This window comes from Acinetobacter sp. (genome assembly GCF_036666595.1).
Classification (GTDB): domain Bacteria; phylum Pseudomonadota; class Gammaproteobacteria; order Pseudomonadales; family Moraxellaceae; genus Acinetobacter.
Map to the genome: position 1 here is coordinate 338,785 of NZ_JAVWVO010000001.1, position 19,819 is coordinate 358,603.

Annotated in this window: 14 protein-coding genes and 5 tRNA genes; 11 read left to right on the top strand and 8 right to left on the bottom strand. The window is 43.2% G+C overall.

Annotated elements, in window-relative coordinates:
* Positions 1–28: 28 nt before the first annotated feature.
* On the bottom strand, positions 29–1,291 hold the full coding sequence (locus tag RR876_RS01615; protein WP_332478426.1) for a GGDEF domain-containing protein: 1,263 nt from the start codon (positions 1,289–1,291) through the stop codon (positions 29–31).
* Between the two features lie 151 nt (positions 1,292–1,442).
* Here RR876_RS01615 and pyrC point away from each other — a divergent pair, with 151 nt between their 5' ends.
* The 10 genes from pyrC (at position 1,443) to RR876_RS01665 (ending at position 8,218) form a co-directional block, all read left to right on the top strand.
* Positions 1,443–2,477, top strand: coding sequence for a dihydroorotase (gene pyrC / locus RR876_RS01620; protein ID WP_286407435.1), 1,035 nt, complete (start codon positions 1,443–1,445; stop codon positions 2,475–2,477).
* Positions 2,462–3,121, top strand: a complete 660-nt coding sequence (rnt, locus tag RR876_RS01625) for a ribonuclease T (protein WP_005399764.1) — start codon at positions 2,462–2,464, stop codon at positions 3,119–3,121. Before pyrC ends, rnt begins: the two co-directional genes overlap by 16 nt.
* 20 nt (positions 3,122–3,141) lie before the next feature.
* Positions 3,142–3,217, top strand: a tRNA-Glu gene (locus RR876_RS01630).
* Positions 3,218–3,597: 380 nt separating this feature from the next.
* Positions 3,598–5,028, top strand: a complete 1,431-nt coding sequence (locus RR876_RS01635) for an amino acid permease (protein ID WP_332481837.1) — start codon at positions 3,598–3,600, stop codon at positions 5,026–5,028.
* Positions 5,029–5,203: 175 nt separating this feature from the next.
* Positions 5,204–5,279: transfer RNA gene (locus tag RR876_RS01640), tRNA-Glu, on the top strand.
* Positions 5,280–5,388: 109 nt separating this feature from the next.
* The gene (locus tag RR876_RS01645; RefSeq protein WP_004694026.1) at positions 5,389–6,801 is read left to right on the top strand and encodes an amino acid permease; all 1,413 of its coding nucleotides are present in this window, start codon (positions 5,389–5,391) and stop codon (positions 6,799–6,801) included.
* A gap of 80 nt (positions 6,802–6,881) precedes the next feature.
* A complete protein-coding gene (locus tag RR876_RS01650; RefSeq protein ID WP_332478479.1) occupies positions 6,882–7,787 on the top strand; it encodes an alpha/beta hydrolase in 906 nt (301 codons plus the stop codon).
* 132 nt (positions 7,788–7,919) lie between these two features.
* Positions 7,920–7,995: transfer RNA gene (locus RR876_RS01655), tRNA-Glu, on the top strand.
* Positions 7,996–8,019: 24 nt separating this feature from the next.
* A tRNA-Glu gene (locus RR876_RS01660) sits at positions 8,020–8,095 on the top strand.
* Positions 8,096–8,142: 47 nt separating this feature from the next.
* Positions 8,143–8,218, top strand: a tRNA-Glu gene (locus RR876_RS01665).
* A 76-nt stretch (positions 8,219–8,294) separates the two neighbouring features.
* Here the strand turns inward: RR876_RS01665 and RR876_RS01670 are convergent.
* A complete protein-coding gene (locus RR876_RS01670; RefSeq protein WP_332477550.1) occupies positions 8,295–8,903 on the bottom strand; it encodes a YiiX family permuted papain-like enzyme in 609 nt (202 codons plus the stop codon).
* A gap of 63 nt (positions 8,904–8,966) precedes the next feature.
* Here RR876_RS01670 and RR876_RS01675 point away from each other — a divergent pair, with 63 nt between their 5' ends.
* Positions 8,967–9,632: a glutathione S-transferase gene (locus RR876_RS01675; protein WP_332477549.1), complete on the top strand. Its 666-nt coding sequence runs from the start codon at positions 8,967–8,969 to the stop codon at positions 9,630–9,632.
* 8 nt (positions 9,633–9,640) lie between these two features.
* On the opposite strand, the gene RR876_RS01680 is transcribed toward RR876_RS01675, so the two are convergent.
* The 6 genes from RR876_RS01680 to RR876_RS01705 form a co-directional block, all read right to left on the bottom strand.
* Positions 9,641–10,885: an NADH:flavin oxidoreductase/NADH oxidase family protein gene (locus RR876_RS01680; RefSeq protein ID WP_332477548.1), complete on the bottom strand. Its 1,245-nt coding sequence runs from the start codon at positions 10,883–10,885 to the stop codon at positions 9,641–9,643.
* 119 nt (positions 10,886–11,004) lie between these two features.
* Positions 11,005–12,594 carry a dipeptide ABC transporter ATP-binding protein gene (locus tag RR876_RS01685; protein WP_332477547.1) on the bottom strand — a complete coding sequence of 530 codons (1,590 nt, stop codon included), beginning with the start codon at positions 12,592–12,594 and terminating at the stop codon, positions 11,005–11,007.
* Positions 12,569–13,582: an ABC transporter permease gene (locus RR876_RS01690; RefSeq protein ID WP_332477546.1), complete on the bottom strand. Its 1,014-nt coding sequence runs from the start codon at positions 13,580–13,582 to the stop codon at positions 12,569–12,571. Before RR876_RS01690 ends, RR876_RS01685 begins: the two co-directional genes overlap by 26 nt.
* On the bottom strand, positions 13,582–14,643 hold the full coding sequence (gene yejB, locus RR876_RS01695) for a microcin C ABC transporter permease YejB (RefSeq protein WP_332477545.1): 1,062 nt from the start codon (positions 14,641–14,643) through the stop codon (positions 13,582–13,584). Before yejB ends, RR876_RS01690 begins: the two co-directional genes overlap by 1 nt.
* A 21-nt stretch (positions 14,644–14,664) precedes the next feature.
* Complete coding sequence (locus tag RR876_RS01700; RefSeq protein ID WP_332477544.1) at positions 14,665–16,506, bottom strand: extracellular solute-binding protein; 1,842 nt, start codon at positions 16,504–16,506, stop codon at positions 14,665–14,667.
* Between the two features lie 35 nt (positions 16,507–16,541).
* Positions 16,542–19,811 (bottom strand): LysM peptidoglycan-binding domain-containing protein, encoded by a 3,270-nt coding sequence (locus tag RR876_RS01705; protein WP_332477543.1) that lies wholly within the window; start codon positions 19,809–19,811, stop codon positions 16,542–16,544.
* Positions 19,812–19,819: the final 8 nt, after the last annotated feature.

Genomic DNA, 19,819 nt, shown 5'->3' on the forward strand with positions numbered 1-19,819 from the left:
CTTATGGGCGGTTTTTTATTTCAGCGATTTATTCTATACACGTCGATGTGGTTAAAGGCTGATAATAAATTTGATTACGCCCCAATTGCTTGGCGCGGTATAAAGCCTGATCTGCGATCCCCAGTAACTCGACTTTACTCAAATCTACCTCGCCTTTAAAAACTGTAATCCCTAAGCTAATGGTGACAAATGGAGACACTTCAGACATTTCATGCGGAATTTCCAAACGCTCAATCGCTCGGTAAATATTTGAAGCCACCGCATAAGCACCATGTGCATCGGTTTCAGGTAATAACACCACAAACTCTTCGCCGCCATAACGCGCCACAAAATCCATATGCCGAATCGCATTTTTAATAGATTTTGCAATCGATGAAATCACATCATCGCCCTTTTGGTGACCATAAAAGTCGTTATATTTTTTGAAAAAATCAACATCGATAAACAAAATGGATAAAGGTGTTTCATCCTGACGTGATTGCTCATAATAAGTATCCATCATTTCGTCAAAATTACGCCGATTTGAGATCTTCGTCAGCTCATCATTCTGACTCAAATGCAGCAATTCTGAGGTATGAATTCGATGTATTTTTTCACTAATTTTAGCGCGGCGAATATTTAAAAAAATGATGCGCTCGCGGGCGTAAATCATACGACTGATGATAAAACCCAGCAAACAGCTACCAAACATTACACGCCCCATCACGATCGCATCAAACTTGACCAGCGTCGAAATGAGGACTAAAAATGAAACTCCAGCGGCCACTACACCAGTGATAAAAACATATCCTGGTTTTACCCCAGTCAGCAAATACCCCAAGACATAAATCATGCAGATAATCATCATCGCTTGATGACGTAAAGCTTCGGTATGCACCGACATGGTCAACCAAGTCGTCGAGACCACAGCCCAAAACACAGCAAACATGGCTGCATAGGCAAAAAAAGGCTTCAGTTTGACAAAATGTGAAAAAATATAAAGGAACAAAAGACAAACTGCACCATTTAACAACCCCAGTAAGCAATGAATAAAATCTTGTTTAAAATGAGACTGCTCAATAATCCAGTAATCCCCCGGAATCGTCAAAATGGCAAAAATAAAATAAGCCAAAACACCTGACCAAAGAAAGTCATTAATATTGCGACGCGCGCGCTCCAAGTTTAATCGCCAAAACTCTTGTTCTAATTTCTGAGGAAAAACCTGACCAATACGACGGTTGTGTCGTGTAATCAGCTCTTCCATTTTTTCTTTATCGTACTGAAGTTTGGCGAGGTTGTATTTATATTCCATACCAGACCAGATTTAATTCTTGTAGTTGCTTAAAAATAACACAAATTTACAAAGATAAATCATAATAATCAGACAAGATGCCTTTATTTGTCATTACCATTTTTGGCGCATATGCATTATCATCTGTTTTATTTCTTTGACAGAAATCGCCTTGAATACGATTACGATTCTCCAGCCAGATGACTGGCACGCTCACCTTCGTGATGGTCTTGCATTACAACGTACTGTTCCCGATTTAGCCCAACAGTTTTCACGCGCTATTTGTATGCCAAATACCGTACCGCCTGTTAAAACGGTTGAGGAAGCGAATGCGTACCGTGAACGCATCATGGCGCACGTACCAGAAGGTAATCCCTTCGACCCACGTATGGTGTTGTATTTTACTGACACAACTTCACCTGAAGAAGTCAAGAAAATTAAAAACTCTGAGTTTGTAAATGCGATTAAACTCTACCCTGCTGGCGCGACCACCAACTCAGACAATGGTGTAAGCGACATTCGTAAAGTCTATGCTGTTATTGAGCAACTTGAAGAGCATCAGGTTCCATTACTTTTGCATGGTGAAGTCACACACAATCATGTCGATATTTTCGACCGTGAAAAGCGCTTCTTAGACGAAGTTCTTTCTCCGTTGCTAAAACAATTTCCAAAACTGAAATTGGTTTTAGAACACATTACGACCAGTGAAGCGGCCAACTTTGTTTTAGAACAAGACCGCAATGTCGCTGCAACCATTACTCCACAGCATTTACTGTTTAACCGTAATGATATGTTGGTTGGTGGCATTAAACCGCATTTCTATTGTTTACCCATTTTAAAACGTCAAACGCATCAGCAAACTTTGCTCGAAGTTGCAACCAGTGCCAACCCTAAGTTTTTCTTAGGCACAGACAGTGCACCACACTCTAAAAATGCCAAAGAAAATGCATGTGGATGTGCAGGCTGCTACAGCGCACCAACGGCAATTGAACTTTATGCTCAAGCATTTGATCAAGTGGGTAAACTTGAACGCCTTGAAGGTTTTGCCAGCCACTTTGGTGCAGATTTTTACGGTCTACCGCGCAATACTTCAACAATTACACTGGTAAAAGAAGACCAAGTCATCCCTGAGAGTTTAGACTATTTGGATGGTGAACAAATTATTCCGCTGTATGCGGGTAAAACCATTCAATGGAGAAAAGTGTGACAAATGAAACATTGCCAATAATTGGTCAGCGTTTCCGTGGTTTTCTACCTGTTGTTGTCGATGTCGAAACAGCAGGTTTTAATGCACAGACCGATGCCTTATTGGAAATTGCTGCAATTCCGATTATTTATAATGAAGAAGGTCAATTTGTACCGGGTCCTGCACATCATGCGCATATCAACCCCTTTGAAGGTGCAAATCTAGACCGTCGCTCACTGGACTTTATTGGTATTGATCCCTTTAATCCCATGCGCATGGCCATGGCTGAAGACGAAAAAACAGCATTAAAACGTATTTTTAAAGCCGTCAATGAAGTCCGTCGCCAACAGAACTGTACACATGCGGTCTTGGTTGGTCATAACGCCCACTTTGATTTAGGCTTTGTACAAGCAGCGATTGCACGTACAGGGACTAAAAATCAAAACCCATTTCACAGTTTCTCTGTATTTGACACCGTCACCTTAAGTGCTGTGATGTTTGGTCAAACTGTTCTTGCGAAGTCATGTATTCAAGCAGGGATTGAGTTCGATGGTAGAGAGGCTCACTCGGCTTTATACGACACTCAAAAGACCGCTGAACTGTTCTGTTATATTTTGAACAAACTCGCGCCACACCTACTTGACACTCTGGTGGCGGATCAATAAGATACCGCCATCCTCGCAACGTCCCTATCGTCTAGAGGCCTAGGACATCGCCCTTTCACGGCGGTAACCGGGGTTCGAATCCCCGTAGGGACGCCATCTTATTCTATTTCTAGAAAACACTACTTTTCATTTCAATTTTAACCATGCACTCGCTATACGATGCTTCGTGCTTTTCAAAGTTGATTGCCATGCTTAAGAAATTTTTAATCTTTTTATTGATTCTATCGCCTTCTATTTTTTACCTATGGTTTGTCCAACAAGGGACCAATAACACCAAACAAGCCCCTATTGGACAAGAACTACATTCAAGTGCTGAAAACAGCTCTTCTTACCCAACACCTGACCACTAAAAAAATTGACTTTAAACATTTGTTTTTTAAATTAATACCGATAGTTCATCAGAAAATTTCAATTCACGTGATTTTTCATCTTATTAAAAACTAGAATATAACTTTAAGCCCATTGTTTGATTTTCTATGCAATCTGCAACGCCGCCTTCGCAGTCTTCAACGGATTCACCTCAAAATACCTCATTAAAACGTGCCATGAGCACACGCCACCTAATCATGTTATCGCTTGGTGGTGCCATTGGTACAGGCCTGTTTATGGGCTCAGGCGAAGTGATTTCTCAAGCAGGCCCTCTCGGTGCTGTGCTGGCTTATATTATTGGGGGGTTGATCGCATATATGGTCATGCTTTGCCTCGGGGAGCTTGCAGTACATTTACCTGTTTCTGGTTCATTTGGTGCCTTTGCAACACGTTATATTGGCCCTGGCACAGGTTATATGGTGTCGTGGATGTATTGGCTCGGCTGGTCGGCAACACTCGGCACCGAATTTACCGCAGCAGCCATTTTGGTACAGGAATGGTTCCCACAAACATCGATCTGGTTATGGACGTTAATCTTTGCCAGTGGCGTTCTGATTTCAAACCTCAGTTCAACCCGAGCTTTTGCAGAGTCTGAGTTTTGGCTCTCCATGATTAAAGTCGCAACTGTACTCATTTTCATTCTTTTAGGCTTTGCCTGTATTTTCGGTATCATCCCTTTTCAGGGATATGAATCGGCACCCTTATTTAACAACTTAACCGCACAAGGCTGGCTACCAAATGGCCTTATTCCTTTGTTTACCACCTTATTAATTGTGAACTTTGCCTTTAATGGCACAGAAATGATTGGCATTGCCGCAGGTGAAACTGAAAACCCAGAAAAAAATGTGCCCAAAGCCATTCATGCCGCGGTTTGGCGCCTCATTATTTTCTTTGTTGGTACTATCATTGTCATCAGTTCACTGCTCAGCTATAGCAACACCGGCTTGCAAGTGGGCGGGCATGGTGGCTTAAGCAGCAGTCCTTTTGTGACAGTATTCACCCAAATGGGCATTCCTTATGCTGAAGACTTTATCCGTTTTGTAATTATCACGGCATTATTATCAACCGCAAACTCAGGCTTATATGCTGCATCACGCATGATGTGGGCCCTGTCCTCACAAAACCAATTGCCCAAGCTTTTTGCTAAAGTAAGTAAATCTGGGGTGCCTTATATTGCCATTTGGGTCACCATGATTGGTGGCTTGCCGGGCTTGCTCTCTGAGCAATTTGGTGCAGATGTCATTTTTAAAAACTTAATGGGTATTGCAGCTTTTACCATGGTAATTGTCTGGATGAGTATTTGCTGGAGTCAGTTTAACTTTCGTCGCCAATGGTTAAAGCAAGGTCGGGCTTTATCGGAGCTGAAATTCCGTACCCCTTGGTATCCGTTGGTTCCGATCCTAGGCTTTATCTGCTGTACAGCAACAGGCTTAAGTATGGCGGCCGACCCTGAAATGCTTTCAGGCTTTATTGGCTGCTTGCTCTTTATGGTGGCTTGCTATGCCAGTTACTATTGGCTCTATCACAATAAAAACTAAGCACCTTCAGCAAAGTGAGCTTAAGCTTATTTTTTGGGCTCACTTTTGCAACAATAAAAAATTCCTTCAATTTAATTACTTGTTTTGCCTAATGTTTGAACTTTCAACCATCACAGAGCAAAAACCCTTTTGACAAATAGGCCTTTAATCCTTAATATACGCATCACCTCGCAACGTCCCTATCGTCTAGAGGCCTAGGACATCGCCCTTTCACGGCGGTAACCGGGGTTCGAATCCCCGTAGGGACGCCATCTCTTGATCTTATCCGATCAACACTTATTCATAATTACTATTATTTCATTGCAGATTTGCAGTTTTTCACTACAATAGCCCGCTTCATTCCTGAACTTATTAACGCTTATGCACTCATCTCCGAATGATGCTTCGCATCAGGGCAATTCTGCGCCTTTAAAACGCGCTATGAGTACTCGACATCTAGTTATGATTTCGCTTGGTGGCGCAATCGGGACTGGCCTATTTTTAGGATCGGGTGAAGTCATTGCACAAACGGGGCCTGTAGGTGCCATTATTTCTTATTTCCTCGGCGGGATCATTGCATATATGGTCATGCTGTGTTTAGGGGAACTTGCTGTTCATATGCCTGAGTCTGGCTCATTTGGTGCTTATGCCAAACGCTATATCGGACCAGGTACAGGTTATACCATCACATGGCTGTACTGGCTAACGTGGTCGGTCACGCTAGGAACCGAATTTACAGCTGCCGCACTGCTCATGCAGGAGTGGTTTCCAGATAGTTCAATGTGGATGTGGACTCTAATTTTTGGTGCTTTTGTATTTAGTTTAAATATGATCTCGACCAAATGGTTCGCTGAATCTGAGTTTTGGTTGGCTTTAGTCAAAGTTATCACCGTTGTTATTTTTATTTTATTGGGTCTACTCGCTATTTTTGGCGTGATTGGCTACAGAGGCTATGAAGCTGCACCTTTATTTAGCAACTTAACGGCTCAGGGTTGGTTCCCAGAAGGCTTGTTCCCTATCTTTACCACCATGTTGATCGTGAACTTTGCATTTTCTGGCACAGAGCTGATTGGTGTTGCTGCAGGTGAAACCAAAGATCCTGCTAAGAATGTACCCAAAGCCATCAATACTGCGATTTTCCGCTTATTGATTTTCTTTGTGGGTACCATCTTAGTCGTGACTTCGCTCCTTCCGCATCAAGAAGCAGGTTTAGCAGCTGAAGGCGTGAGTAGCAGTCCATTTGTGACCGTATTCCAACACATTGGCATTCCTTATGCTGAAGATATCATTCGTTTTGTGATTATCACTGCGTTGCTATCTGCTGCGAACTCTGGACTATTTGCTGCTTCGCGTATGATGTGGTCGTTGTCTTATCAAAAGCAATTGCCAGCAGTATTCTCAAAAATCAATGCACGTGGTGTCCCTTATGTGGCAGTCACCGTGACCATGATTGGCGGTATGCCGGGTTTACTGTCTGAGCAGTTTGCACCTGAAGCCATTTTTACCAATTTACTGGGTATAGCAGCGTTTACCATGGTCGTAGTTTGGATGAGTATTTGCTTAAGCCAATTTAACTTCCGTCGCCAATGGTATAAACAAGGACGTAAAAAAGAAGAATTAGGTTTTGCAGCACCCCTGTTTCCTATTGTGCCAATCCTTGGCTTTATCTTCTGCTTTATCACCTGCGTCAGCATGGTGTTTGATCCAAGTATGCGTATTAGCTTCTTTGGTTGTTTACTGTTTATTGCAGTATGTTATGCGAGTTATTACACCTTTTATCACAAGAAAACTTAATCCGTATTGTTAAAAAGAGCGACTTCGGTCGCTCTTTTTTTTATACTGTTTTTATCAAGTACATCATCGGTGCATGCCTGATGAATATTGTATGGATTCATGGGATGAATCAGCAGCACAAGACTGCACGTACCCTGCTTCAACATTGGCTTGTGATCTTACAACAAGTACTGAGTGAACTTGGCCGTGAAGATGACCTTCCTTATCTTCAGCGGCACAGTCGACTGGCCTTTTATGGAGATCTTCTAACACGTCAGCATTTAGAAAACACCCTCAACGCCAGCACCCTCATGCCACAACATTGGTCTCCTTTTTCCTTTTTACATCCTATTCACCTGACGCACACCACTGCACCCAATATCGAACATCAAGCTGAAATTTCTAAAAACCCTCAGCTCACCATTTCAGACGAACTCTCATTCAATAATAAAATTAAATACATTAGCCTCCTCGGCAAAGATTTGGCCTTACGTGACTTAGCCAGTTTAATTAACCACTTTCCAGAGCTGCATAGTAGCTTTATTCATCGTTTTTTGATGGAAGCGTATCTATATTTATCCAATCCACACTTCATCCACACCGTGCATACACGTCTGCATGAGCACTTACACGGTCCAAAACCCAATATTGTGATTGCCCATTCTCTAGGCAGCGTGATTGCCTATAATTATTTAATTCAACACACTGAACTTAAGATTCAAACACTGATTACCCTCGGTTCACCACTGGCCTTTCGCGTTATCCAGTGTCATTTACAGCAACCTATTCAACGGCCTGCTGTTTTATATGGCGATTGGATCAATTTTTATTCAGATGCTGATTTTCTGAGTGCTTTTCCACTGAACCAAAAACCGTTTGCTTTTACTCCCGCCATTATCAACAAGCAAATCACCACCGATCTTGCTCATCCTCATCTGATCGAAGGCTATTTACGTCACCCCGAGTTCATCAATAACTTGCTTAAGTTGCTTAAAAAATCGACTTAAATTATATGATTTTTAATCATTTTATCTAGATTGTTTTAAATTTATGCACTCAACACTTAAAACTAGAATTATTTAGAGAAAAGCGTTTGACACCCCTCTGTTTTCGCCCTAATATACGCCCACCTCTGAAACGTCCCTATCGTCTAGAGGCCTAGGACATCGCCCTTTCACGGCGGTAACCGGGGTTCGAATCCCCGTAGGGACGCCAATTTCAGAAGTAAAGTTTTCTTAAGTCCCTATCGTCTAGAGGCCTAGGACATCGCCCTTTCACGGCGGTAACCGGGGTTCGAATCCCCGTAGGGACGCCATTACTTAAGATCAAAAGTAATCGGTTTTAAAACATCACTTCTGTACTGTCCCTATCGTCTAGAGGCCTAGAACATCGCCCTTTCACGGCGGTAACCGGGGTTCGAATCCCCGTAGGGACGCCATATTCGAGATTGATTTTTCTAAAATCATCTCATAAAAAAGCCCAAGCATTATGACTTGGGCTTTTTTATTGCCGGTCTATTTACGATCAACTTCAACTAAAGCGGTCGAGGCAAAAATAGCCTGTGGTGCAATCACAGTTTGATTCAAGGGAATGTTTTGCCCATATCGCTGTTGCATGAGTTGCTTGACTTCAGACGAACTTAAATCAAATTGCTTCAGTTTGGATAACGGAGCCAACTCAATACCTAAAGCATCATGATAGGCCTTCCAGACTATTTCTGAGCAATATAGCGCACGATTGTCCCACTCAAAATAAAGATCATAAGGCCGACCTAAGTATTGTTCTGCGTTTTTGATTAGCGTCTGCTTTTGCTGAACAGTCAAATTCGTTTTAAAGCGCTTCACCACATAATGCCGCTCAACCCCGCGATCAATCCACTGCTGAAGTGCCGTATATTTCACAGGCTGAACTGCCTCTAAAACCCATGCTTTTCCATTTTTATGAACAATTAAACCCATATGGCTATAACGAGACTTGGTCGCTTTTTGTATCCCTAAACTTTGTTGAGACTTTGAGACGTGAAAAATAATATCCCCTGTTTGATAGGACATATTCGCCCATAGCAGTTGAGGGCTTACCAACAGTGAAACAGCACTTAAAATCACAACATTTCTATTTTTCATCCTAGATTTCCTTTATTCTTCTTTTTATAGATCCAACCAATCACTTAGAGCTAAAAAATATTTATGATCTTACATCATCTTCAGAACTCACGTTCACAGCGTATTCTTTGGCTAATTGAGGAACTTGAGCTGTCTTATGAACTCAAGCTGTATGATGCAACACAAGCTAGACAAACGAATCTGAAATTTCCAACGCTCGACATTCCACATGATGCTCAGACGATACGACTTACGGAAAGCAGTGCAATCGTAGAATATTTATGCCAACTACACCAGAAGTTGATTATTCCCCATGATCATACACAGTATTGGAACTTTTGTTTTTATAGCCATTATAGCGATGCTAGTCTCATGCCCAATTTGGCATTGAAACAAGTTTTCCAACACATTAAGCAACAAACACCTTTTGTTGTGCGCTTTGTGAGTTTAACCTTTCAAAGCACGTTCAATCACGCTTATTTAAACCCTGAGCTATATCGACAACTTAAAGAAATTGATACTCACTTAAGCACGCATTCATACTTTGCAGGCGATGTGTTTACTTATGCCGATATCTTAATGTGGTTTCCACTCTATGCGGCCAGTTATGCCACACCGCAGTTTGCTCAGTATCAGGCCATTCAACACTATTTCACCAAAATACAAAGCAGACCTGCCTTCAATGCTGCTATGGCACATGGGCAATGGTCTGCTTCTTATTTTGAACAGTATTGGTCTATCACGCAGTGAGGCTTGACCTAAGCGGACTTCCTAGAATTGACTTGCCCTTTAATCACGGCTTTCACATTGCCTTTTAAATAATTAAAAAACACTTTAAGCGGTGATAGTTTCGGGTTCGGTTGTTTGCCTTCTGCGATATCCTTAAATTGTGCGGCATACCAGATCACTTCCATAATCGCCATTTTATCGATCATTGAAATGCCTGTTTTGATCTTATCGACAGCATAACGTACATCTTGTCCTGCAATTAAACGATCTGTAATATCTGGTTCTACCGCAAATGGACGTGCCATTCCAATAAAATCACATACTCCACTTTCCAGTGCCGCATTCATACCCGCCGCAGTCCGGAAACCGCCTGTCACCATCAACTTACACTGGACTTGCTCACGAATTTTCTCAGCAAAATCTAAAAAGTAAGCTTCACGAGCAATGGTCGATGCCTTACGTTTTTCTTGTTTGACCCCAGCCATTGCAGGTGCTTCATAGCTGCCCCCTGAAATTTCAATCAAATCAATCCCAGCAGTATCAATCGCTTTAAATGTCGCGATTACATCTTCTTCCGAGATTCCGCCACGCTGAAAGTCTGCCGAGTTAAGTTTCACCGAAATAATAAACTGCGCTGACGTTGCCGCACGCACCGCTTTATAAATTTCCAATAAAAAACGCATACGGTTTTCAGCAGAGCCACCCCATTGATCTTGGCGTTTATTAGTCAACGGCGATAAAAACTGACTGATGAGATAACCATGCGCTCCATGTAATTGCACGCCTTCAAAGCCCACTTTTTCACAGACTGCAGCTGAAGTTGCAAAGCGCTGGATAATATCTAAAATTTCGTCTTCACGTAGCTCACGCGGTGTTCCGAAGCTCATTGATAAAGCTGGACTAAACGGTACTGCTGAAGGTGCAACGGTTTCTTTGTTTAAGCCCTTAGGACATTGACGGCCCGGATGAGACAACTGCACCAACTGCACCATGCCATATTGTTTACCAATCGCAGCCCATTGCTTTAATTGCTCTAAATCTCGCTCATTTTCAATCACCACCACGCCCGGCTCATTTTTAGCTCGGAAGTCCACCATCACATTGCCTGTAATGGCACAGCCTAGGCCTCCTTTTGCCCAAGCCTCATACAACCCTAAGTGCAAATGATTGGGCTGGCCTGCATGATTGGCCAGTGCTTCACTCATCGCCCCTTTAATCATCTTATTTTTAAAATGGACCTGCCCAATGTCGATTGCGCTTGCAAGCTGGCTCATGAAAATTCATCCTTTAATATTTTTTAGTGTTTTTACTCTATGTATTTTTTAGCTACAGTCAAGATAATTTGACAATTGATTTTGTCAAATTATCTAAGTTTTTATTTAGCAAAATAATTTTACTGATACTGACTGGCTTGAATCAATTGACGCGTATAGTCAGACTGCGGTTGCTCAAAAAGTTGTTCAGTGGCTTGCAACTCTACCACTTTGGCATGACGCAAGACCAAAACCTGTTGGCAGAGTGCTCGCACCACTTGTAAGTCATGACTAATAAACAAATAGCTGATGCCCTGCTCGTGTTGTAGACGGCGTAATAACGCCACAATTGAACGCTGCGTACTTCGGTCTAAAGCCGAAGTCGGTTCATCTAAAATCAATAGTTTAGGTTGAAGCACCAAAGCTCGTGCCAAAGCTACACGCTGCCGCTGTCCACCGGATAGCTCATGTGGATAATAGCTTTTAAATGCGACTGGCAACTCCACCTGAGTTAAGACATTCTCAACACGCTGTGTCCTCTCAAACGAAGACAAAGGCTTTAAAGTCAAACCTTCTGCAATGATTTGTTCAACACTCATGCGTGGGTTCAAACTTGCGAATGGGTCTTGAAACACGATTTGAAAATCACGACGTAGCGGACGTAATGCCTTTTGCGAGAGTTGGTTTAAATCATGTTCTCCAAACTGGATCTGCCCTCGACTTTTAATCAACCTTACTACAGCCAGTGCTAAAGAACTTTTGCCTGCACCACTTTCCCCCACCACTCCCAAAGAATGCCCTTGAGCCAAGCTCAAATCCAAAGCTTCAACCGCAGCAAGATACTGGGTCGTTCGATTAAACCAGCCTTTTTTAATCGAAAATTTGACCTCAAGTTGTTTTAAGCGGAGCAAAGGTACTGCATCTTGTATGCTAATAGCTTGACCAAAAGAATGATTGAGTAAATTTTGAGTATAAGCAGACTGCGACTGCTCAAAAATCTGCGCAACAGCCCCTTGCTCTACGACCTTGCCTTGATGGATGACCACGACATCATCAGCATAATGTTTCACCAAATTGAGGTCATGGCTAATCAAAATCATGGCCATGCGATGGCGCTGTTGTAAAGACTTTAGCAAATCTAAAATTTGAACTTGCAGCATGACATCTAGTGCTGTAGTGGGCTCATCAGCAATCAAAATATCAGGTTCTTGTGCCAATGCCATGGCAATCATGACCCGCTGACGCTGCCCGCCAGACAGCTCATAAGGAAAACGCTGTAACACACTTTCTGGATTTGGAATACCCACATCCTCTAGCAAGGCAATCACTCGTTGCCGCGCTTTCTTTTTAGACCAACCCTGTGACCATAAAGTCTCGGCAATGATCTTTTCCACCCGATGCAAAGAATTTAAAGCGGTCATTGGCTCTTGAAAAACCATCGCGATTTTTTGCCCACGAATCGACCTAAGTTGCACATCGCTCAACTTTAAGAGATTTTTTCCGTCTAACAGCACTGAGCCATGTACTTGCAATGCTTTCGGTAATAACCCCATCAAGGCTAAAGCACTGACCGATTTTCCTGAACCGCTCTCTCCAACCAGTGCTAAAGTCTGCCCAGCACGTACTTCAAAACTGAGCTGATCGACCAATACCCGTTCTGCACTTTGAATGCACAGTGCATTCACTTCAAGCATGGAGGCTGTTCTATTGGCGTCTAGGGTCAAATGCATCGCGCAAAGCCTCCCCGATATACATCAACAATGCAAGCACAATGGCCAAGCTGAAAAAGCCTGACAGTGCTAACCATGGCGCATTTAAATTATTCTTGCCTTGTAACAAAAGCTCGCCCAATGATGCCGCATCAGGCGGTAGGCCATAACCCAAGAAATCCAGTGCGGTTAGCGCTGTAATATTGGCAGTTAAGATAAAAGGCAGTTGTGACAGGCTAGAGCTGATCGCATTCGGTAAAATATGCCGAAAAATAATAGCTCGGTTGGTCACACCCAAACTTCGCGCGGCACGGACATAGTCCAGCTGACGGGCCCTTAAAAACTCAGCACGTACCAGTGGAACTAAAATCGTCCAACTGAATAACAGCATGATTAAAAATAACCAGTAGATATTTGGGCTGAACATGCTGACTAAAATCATCACCATGAACAGCATGGGCAAACCACCCCAGACTTCTAAAATACGCTGCCCGATTAAATCGACCCAACCACCGTAATAACCTTGTACTGCTCCAATCACAATGCCCAATACAGCTGAACTGAAAGTCAAAATAAAACCGAACAGCAATGAGACACGTAAGCCATATAATACTCGCGCCAAAACATCACGACCTTGGTCATCTGTCCCGAGCCAATTTTGCATCGTGGGCGGTGACGGTACAGGAACTATCAAGTCTACATTGGGTGTTTGATATGAATATCGAATCAACGGCCAAATGGCCCAACCTTTTGCCTGAATCAGCTGTTGTACTACTGGGTCTTTATATTCAGTTTCAGTCTCAAAAACACCGCCGAAAGTCGTCTCAGGATAGTGTTTCAATACAGGGAAATACAAATCCTGCTCATACTTGACCAATAGTGGTTTATCATTCGCGATTAACTCTGAGGCTAAAGACAGTACAAAAACACAGATAAATAAAATACAACAACTAAGACCGAGCCTATTTTGCTTAAATCGTTTGAAACCTGCCTGTAAAATGGGGGACATCAGCCTCTCCCTTGCGAATCAAAATGTATTCGCGGATCAATCAACTGATACAACACATCGCCAATCAGACGCAGCAGCAAGCCCAACAAAGTAAAAATGAATAAGGTGCCAAAAATCACAGGATAGTCACGCTGCACAATAGCCTCAAAGCCCAATAGGCCTAAACCATCCAGATTAAAAATGATCTCAATAAATAAATTGCCCACAAAGAAGTAAGCGATTAAAGCTTCTGGTAAACCCGCGACAACAATCAATATCGCATTGCGAAAAACATGGCCATACAACACTTGCGTCTCAGTCAGACCTTTAGAACGTGCCGTCAGCACATAGGGCTTGCTGAGCTCTTCCATAAACGAATACTTGGTGAGATAAGTCACTGTGGCAAAACCACCAATCACCATCGCCAAAAGCGGTAAAGACATGTGCCAAAAATAATCCTTAATTTTGTCCCATAGCGGCAAATCCGCAAAATTTTCCGAGACCAAACCTTGCAAGGGGAACCATTGGAAATAAGAACCGCCTGCAAAAAAGACAATCAGGAGAATTGCAAAAATAAACGCAGGAACCGCATAGGCCATTGCCAACAGTAGCGATGTAGACTGATCAAACACCGTACCGTGGAATCGGGCTTTTTTGATGCCTAAAGGAATCGAAATCAGATAAATTAGCAAAGCACTCCACAGCCCCAAGGACACGGATACAGGTAATTTATCCTTAATCAATGCTGTAACAGGTTGGTCTTTAAAAAAGCTCGTGCCAAAGTCCAGTTGCGCATAATTTTTCACCATTTCAAAAAAGCGTATATGCATGGGCTGATCAAAACCATAATGTGCTTTGATCTTTGCGAGCATTTCATCACTGAGTCCCTGCGCGCCTTGGTAGACATTTGAGCCTCCACCCGCACCGCCCAGATTACCCAAAGTTTGCATAGCTTCCGCTTGTTGAATGGCTTGCTCAACAGGACCACCGGGTGCAATTTGGATCACAGCAAAATTGATCAGCAAAATCAGAAATAAGGTCGGAACGATCAGCAACAGCCTTTTGAATATATACATACGCATCTCAAAAACCCCTATGTCTGCTTATGGCTTGGCTGCCCGACCTAAATACTGACTCACCTTTTTCGCCTGTTTGGCATCACTCCACCAATAATCCAAACCGACATGCAACTGTGGACTCCGTGCCGGTTTTTGATACATGTTCCAATAGGCATACCATTGATCAGCTTTACCATAGGTCGGTATCTGATAATAACCCGCACGCAACAAGCGATCTAAAATACGCGTTTGAACGACCACTTGCTTACGATCAGGCGCTTGAATCAACTGTTGGATCATCTGATCAATCACCGGATTTTGAATACCCGAATAATTATAATTTCCCACCTGATGGGCTGAAGCACTGCCCCACAGTTGCACCTGTTCTTTGCCCGGTGTCAAAGACTGTGGCATCGTTTGTAGGGTCATATCAAAATCTTGAGTACGCATCCGCTCATAATACTGCGGTGTGTCAACCTGTCGAATCCTCAGCTGTATTCCTAGGCGCTTTAGATGGCGAACAAAAGGCGTAATTTCACGCACAGCATCACTCGGCTGAATCAGAAACTCAAACTGAATCGGCTTGTTCTTCCGATCCAACAATTGCCCTTTGGCATTATATGTATAGCCGTTTTTTAATAAAATCTGTCGTGCGATAAGCAAATTATTTCGATTATAACCCGATCCATCCGAAGCTGAATAACGCCAATTCTTTAAAACACCATCGCGCTGCACAGGATGTAATTTCGTTAAATAAGGCTTTAAGATTTTGATTTCCGCAGCCGAAGGCTCACCTTTGGCCTCCAATTCACTGTTAGAGAAATAACTTTGCAGGCGTTGATATTGCCCATAGAACATCGCCTTGTTTTGCCATTCGAAATCGTAGGCATAGGTTAAAGCTTGGCGAAAATAAATATCTTGAAAAGGCTGACGGCGGGTATTAAACACAAAACTTTGCGTCGGTATCGGATTGAAATGCTTAAATCGATATTTTTTAACGAGACCTTGTTTCGCTGCGGGAAAGTTATAAGCAGTCACCCATTGTCGTGCGGACTCTTCCTCATGCAAAGTATATAAACCCGCCTTAAACGCAGTAAAAGCAATATCTTTGCTACGATAATACACATAACCCACGCGGTTAAAATTATAGCGCCCTTGATTGACCTTTAAGTCTCTGGCCCAATAATTTGGATTACGCTTATAAACAACTCGCTGCCCTGCATTGATTTTTTCTAAGAGGTAAGGGCCTGAACCTAAAATCGGTTTGACTGAAGTTTGACTGAAATCTTTGCCTTGCCAGTCTTTTTTTGAATAAATTGGCATTCTGGCCACAATCAAAGGCATTTCCACATTATTTCGTGTTTTAAAATGCATTTTGACGCTGTATTTGGACAACACTTCTGTCTTGGTTAAATCTGACAAATACATCTGTAAGCCAAAATTGGACTTGGTTTGAAAGATATCAAAACTGAACTTTACATCGGCTGCGGTAACAATACTGCCATCACTAAACCGTGCTTTCGGGTTTAAATGAAAAATGATCGCGTTAAAGTTTTTCGGGTCATAGCTGACCTTTTCTGCCAGCAACGGATACATCACCGCAGGCTCATCCAAAGAACTACTCATAAGTGAGTCAAATAAATAGTTGGTTCCCTCAACCGCAGTACCGCGACCATTCATGCTGTTTAGGTTATCAAAACTCCCAATGACTGCACGTGTTAATTCGCCACCCTTTGGCGCCTGCACATTGGCATAAGGCAGATGATCCAATTGGCTGTATTTAGGCGTACCATAAGGTGCAATAAAAGGCATGGTCTGCAGTGCAGACCATGCCTTTAATGGAATCGCTACAAGGCTGAACAGCAAGAGTGTTGTTCTAACCTTCATCGGGGCTTTCTCTGAAATAGCATTTCAACTCAATATTAGTTCGGCACCTTAATTACATCGCCAATGCGCAACTGCGTATTCGGTTTAATGTCATTGAGCTCAGCCAATTGCGAAGTGTCCATACCATAACGACTTGCCAGTCCAATTAAGGTATCACCACGTTTCACTGTGTACTGCGAAATAAGTTTTGGGATTTGAATGGTCTGCCCAACTTGTAAGCCCGCACGCGGACTCAGGTTATTTAAAGTGGCAAGCTCTGACACCGACATCCCAGCACGGCTTGCAATTGAGTTTAACGACTCACCTGACTTCACTTTATAAGCTTCAGTTGCCCGACCTGAAGTTGCTGGTGGTTTTGCTGCCACTGTTTCTGTTTTGATTGGAGCTGAATCAACATCACCTTCAATTTTTAAACGCTGACCAACACGAACATTCGCCGTACGGCTCAGGTTGTTCAATTCAGCCAAATAGTTCAGTTGCAAGTGATATTTACGCGCAATGCTATTTAGGGTTTCACCCGATTTCACCACGTGAATATCGGTTGAGTTATTAGTTGAAGTAGTTTGTTTTTCGACCGTTTTCGGCGTTTCAACAGCAGGCATTTCACCCGTTAATTTGAGCTTTTGACCTGCACGTAAGCCCGCTGTACGACTCATATTGTTGAGGTCAGCAATATAATCCATACCCAAATTATATTTCGAAGCAATTGCAGTTAATGAGTCCCCCGACTGAACGGTATAAGTATCTGGCACGGTTGAACCTGCAGGGATCTTAATACTTTGACCTACTTGCAGGCCGCTATTGCTTGAAAGATTGTTGAGATCAGCCAGCTCCGACAGGCTCATCTTCGACTGTGATGCAATGCTATACAAAGTATCACCACGTTGTACTTTATAGCTTTCAACTTTGAATTGTGGCTCGGCTTTAACTGGAGATGCTTTGGCACTACTTGTCGTTAAGCTTTTGACATCATTGAGTGGCACATTAATTTTTTGTCCAACCAACAGGTTGCTGCCAGCATTTAAACCCGGTGTTAAATCTGCCAATTCTTGATTTGACAGCGCATAGCGGTCTGCAATCAATTTCAGATATTCACCACGTTTCACGGTATAAGACTGGGTTGCCACTTTGGTTGGACTGCTGGTTTTTTCATCGTTGAATTTAGTACGGGATTGAGCTGTTTCTTTCAAAGAAAGCTTTTGTCCCACACGTACACCACTCGTCACGCTTAAACCGTTATAGTCGGCCAACTGTTTTAAGCTTAAACCAAACTCATCCGCAATGCCTGTTAAGGTATCATTGGCACGAACGGTATAACTCTCGGGTTTAGTCTCAGCTTTCACGGTAGAACGCACTTCAACTTTTTCAGCTGGTGGTTTTGCATCATATAAATAAATCGATGTACCGACATAAAGTGTGGCATTGGCATCCATTTGGTTCCATTTCGCCACATCACGCCAGTTCACCCCATTTTTGGCAGCAATCAGCGCCAAAGTATCGCCTGGTTGTACGGTATAGGTTGAACGTTTACCTTTTGGCGGCACAATTACGATTTCAGAGTCAGTCTTAACAAAGTTCTTGCCTTGATTACGTTTCACTTCATCTGAATCTAAGCGGGTATTGTCAGCCACAGACTTTGGATAAGCAAAACCTTTGGTTAACTCTTTGCCTTGCAGCTCAGCCACAGACTGACTGGTTTGAATTGCGGTGAGCTTAATTTTACCATCCAAAGGATCTACAATTTCTGTCCCTTGAGGGGCTAAAGCCTGAATTTCAGCAACCACTTCAGCTTGTTCAGCCTGTGTTGCAATCGGCTTCAGAACTTCATCGACAGTTTTGCTTTGACCTTCAGCTTGAATTGCTGCGGTTAACTGCTCACGCTCTGCTGCTGAAATTGGTGGTTCAACGGAAACTGGTTTCACAGGGGTCTCTGGCGTCACCGCAACGGGAATACGCGGCGCACTTGGAATATCGCTATTGGCAGCAAAAGCAGCCAGGGCATTAGAACCCTTAGGTGTTGAACCACGAGGCGGTGTAGAGATAGCTGCACTGCTTGACGACGTTACTGTAGACGAAGTAGCAGGCTTCGCTGCTATAGTTTTTGTTGTAGTCGTCGCTAAAACAGGTGGTGTAGTTTTCGATGGTGTGATCGATTTGGTGTTTAAGGTCGGCGGTTCAACTTTGCTTGGTTGAATCGTTTGGTTATTTTCAGGCAATTTGGTATTTGCAGATGCCCACAAGCCGCCTGAACCACCCTGTAATTTTTTCAAACGTACATCCACTGAAGGACTCAAATCTGCAGGAATTAAGATCCGCATCGGACTCGTGCCATCAATTGATTCACCTCTGTGCCCGGGGTTTAGCTGGTATAACTCAGCACGACTTAAACCAGTAATCGACGCGACTTCGTTTAGGCTCACCGCGCCCACAGTGACTTCTCTAAAGTGCGGACGGTTCGCAATCGGCGGTAAATTGATGTTATAGGCATTTGGATTTTTAATGATCTGTGCAACCGCCAAGAACCGTGGCACATAGTTCATGGTTTCTTCAGGCAGTTTTAGCGACCAATAATCTGTCGGCAAACCTGCGGCTTTATTACGATTAATCGCTTGTTGAATACGGCCTGGACCTGCATTATAAGCCGCTAGTGCAAGTTCCCACGAACCAAACTGGTTATATAAACTGCCCAAGAACTCATACGCGGCACGCGTTGACTCCACCACATCACGGCGACCGTCGTATTGGCTACTTTGTTTTAAGCCATAAATGCGTCCCGTACTTGGAATAAACTGCCATAAGCCCGCAGCAGCCGCACTACTGGTTGCAGCAGGGTCATACGAACTTTCAATCACAGGCAGTAGAGCCAGCTCTGTTGGTAAACCGCGACGCTCCGCTTCTTTAACAGTGTGATACAAATAACGTGAAGCACGTGCACTTAAACGATCCAAATACGGTTGGCGTGAAATGAACCAACCACGCTGTGCATCAATACGCGGATTCCAATGATCGCTGTTCATTTTAAAGCCCACGGTCATACGCTTCCAAACGTCACCGTGCTTTAACACCAACAGTCGATCCCCTTCCACCGCACGCATGTCGGTTGCAGAAAGTAAATCTTCTAAAGAATCTAGGCTATTTGCGTCTAAGTAGTTCGATCCGACTTGTTTGGATTTAGATGTTTGCGTTGCACTTTGCGTCGAGGAGCAACCAGCCAGTCCAAGTGTCGCGAGTGCTGAACCGAGTACTGTAATTTTAAATAATGTCGGTAACATCGGTTGGCCAAAAATGGCAGCTGACTTATACATAAGAAAAT

Coding starts and splice junctions, on each gene's coding strand:
- RR876_RS01615 (WP_332478426.1), bottom strand. CDS start 1,291: ATGGAATATAAATACAACCTCGCCAAACTTCAGTACGATAAAGAAAAA.
- rnt (WP_005399764.1), top strand. CDS start 2,462: ATGGAGAAAAGTGTGACAAATGAAACATTGCCAATAATTGGTCAGCGT.
- RR876_RS01635 (WP_332481837.1), top strand. CDS start 3,598: ATGCAATCTGCAACGCCGCCTTCGCAGTCTTCAACGGATTCACCTCAA.
- RR876_RS01645 (WP_004694026.1), top strand. CDS start 5,389: ATGCACTCATCTCCGAATGATGCTTCGCATCAGGGCAATTCTGCGCCT.
- RR876_RS01650 (WP_332478479.1), top strand. CDS start 6,882: ATGAATATTGTATGGATTCATGGGATGAATCAGCAGCACAAGACTGCA.
- RR876_RS01670 (WP_332477550.1), bottom strand. CDS start 8,903: ATGAAAAATAGAAATGTTGTGATTTTAAGTGCTGTTTCACTGTTGGTA.
- RR876_RS01675 (WP_332477549.1), top strand. CDS start 8,967: ATGATCTTACATCATCTTCAGAACTCACGTTCACAGCGTATTCTTTGG.
- RR876_RS01680 (WP_332477548.1), bottom strand. CDS start 10,885: ATGAGCCAGCTTGCAAGCGCAATCGACATTGGGCAGGTCCATTTTAAA.
- RR876_RS01685 (WP_332477547.1), bottom strand. CDS start 12,594: ATGCATTTGACCCTAGACGCCAATAGAACAGCCTCCATGCTTGAAGTG.
- RR876_RS01690 (WP_332477546.1), bottom strand. CDS start 13,582: ATGTCCCCCATTTTACAGGCAGGTTTCAAACGATTTAAGCAAAATAGG.
- yejB (WP_332477545.1), bottom strand. CDS start 14,643: ATGCGTATGTATATATTCAAAAGGCTGTTGCTGATCGTTCCGACCTTA.
- RR876_RS01700 (WP_332477544.1), bottom strand. CDS start 16,506: ATGAAGGTTAGAACAACACTCTTGCTGTTCAGCCTTGTAGCGATTCCA.
- RR876_RS01705 (WP_332477543.1), bottom strand. CDS start 19,811: ATGTATAAGTCAGCTGCCATTTTTGGCCAACCGATGTTACCGACATTA.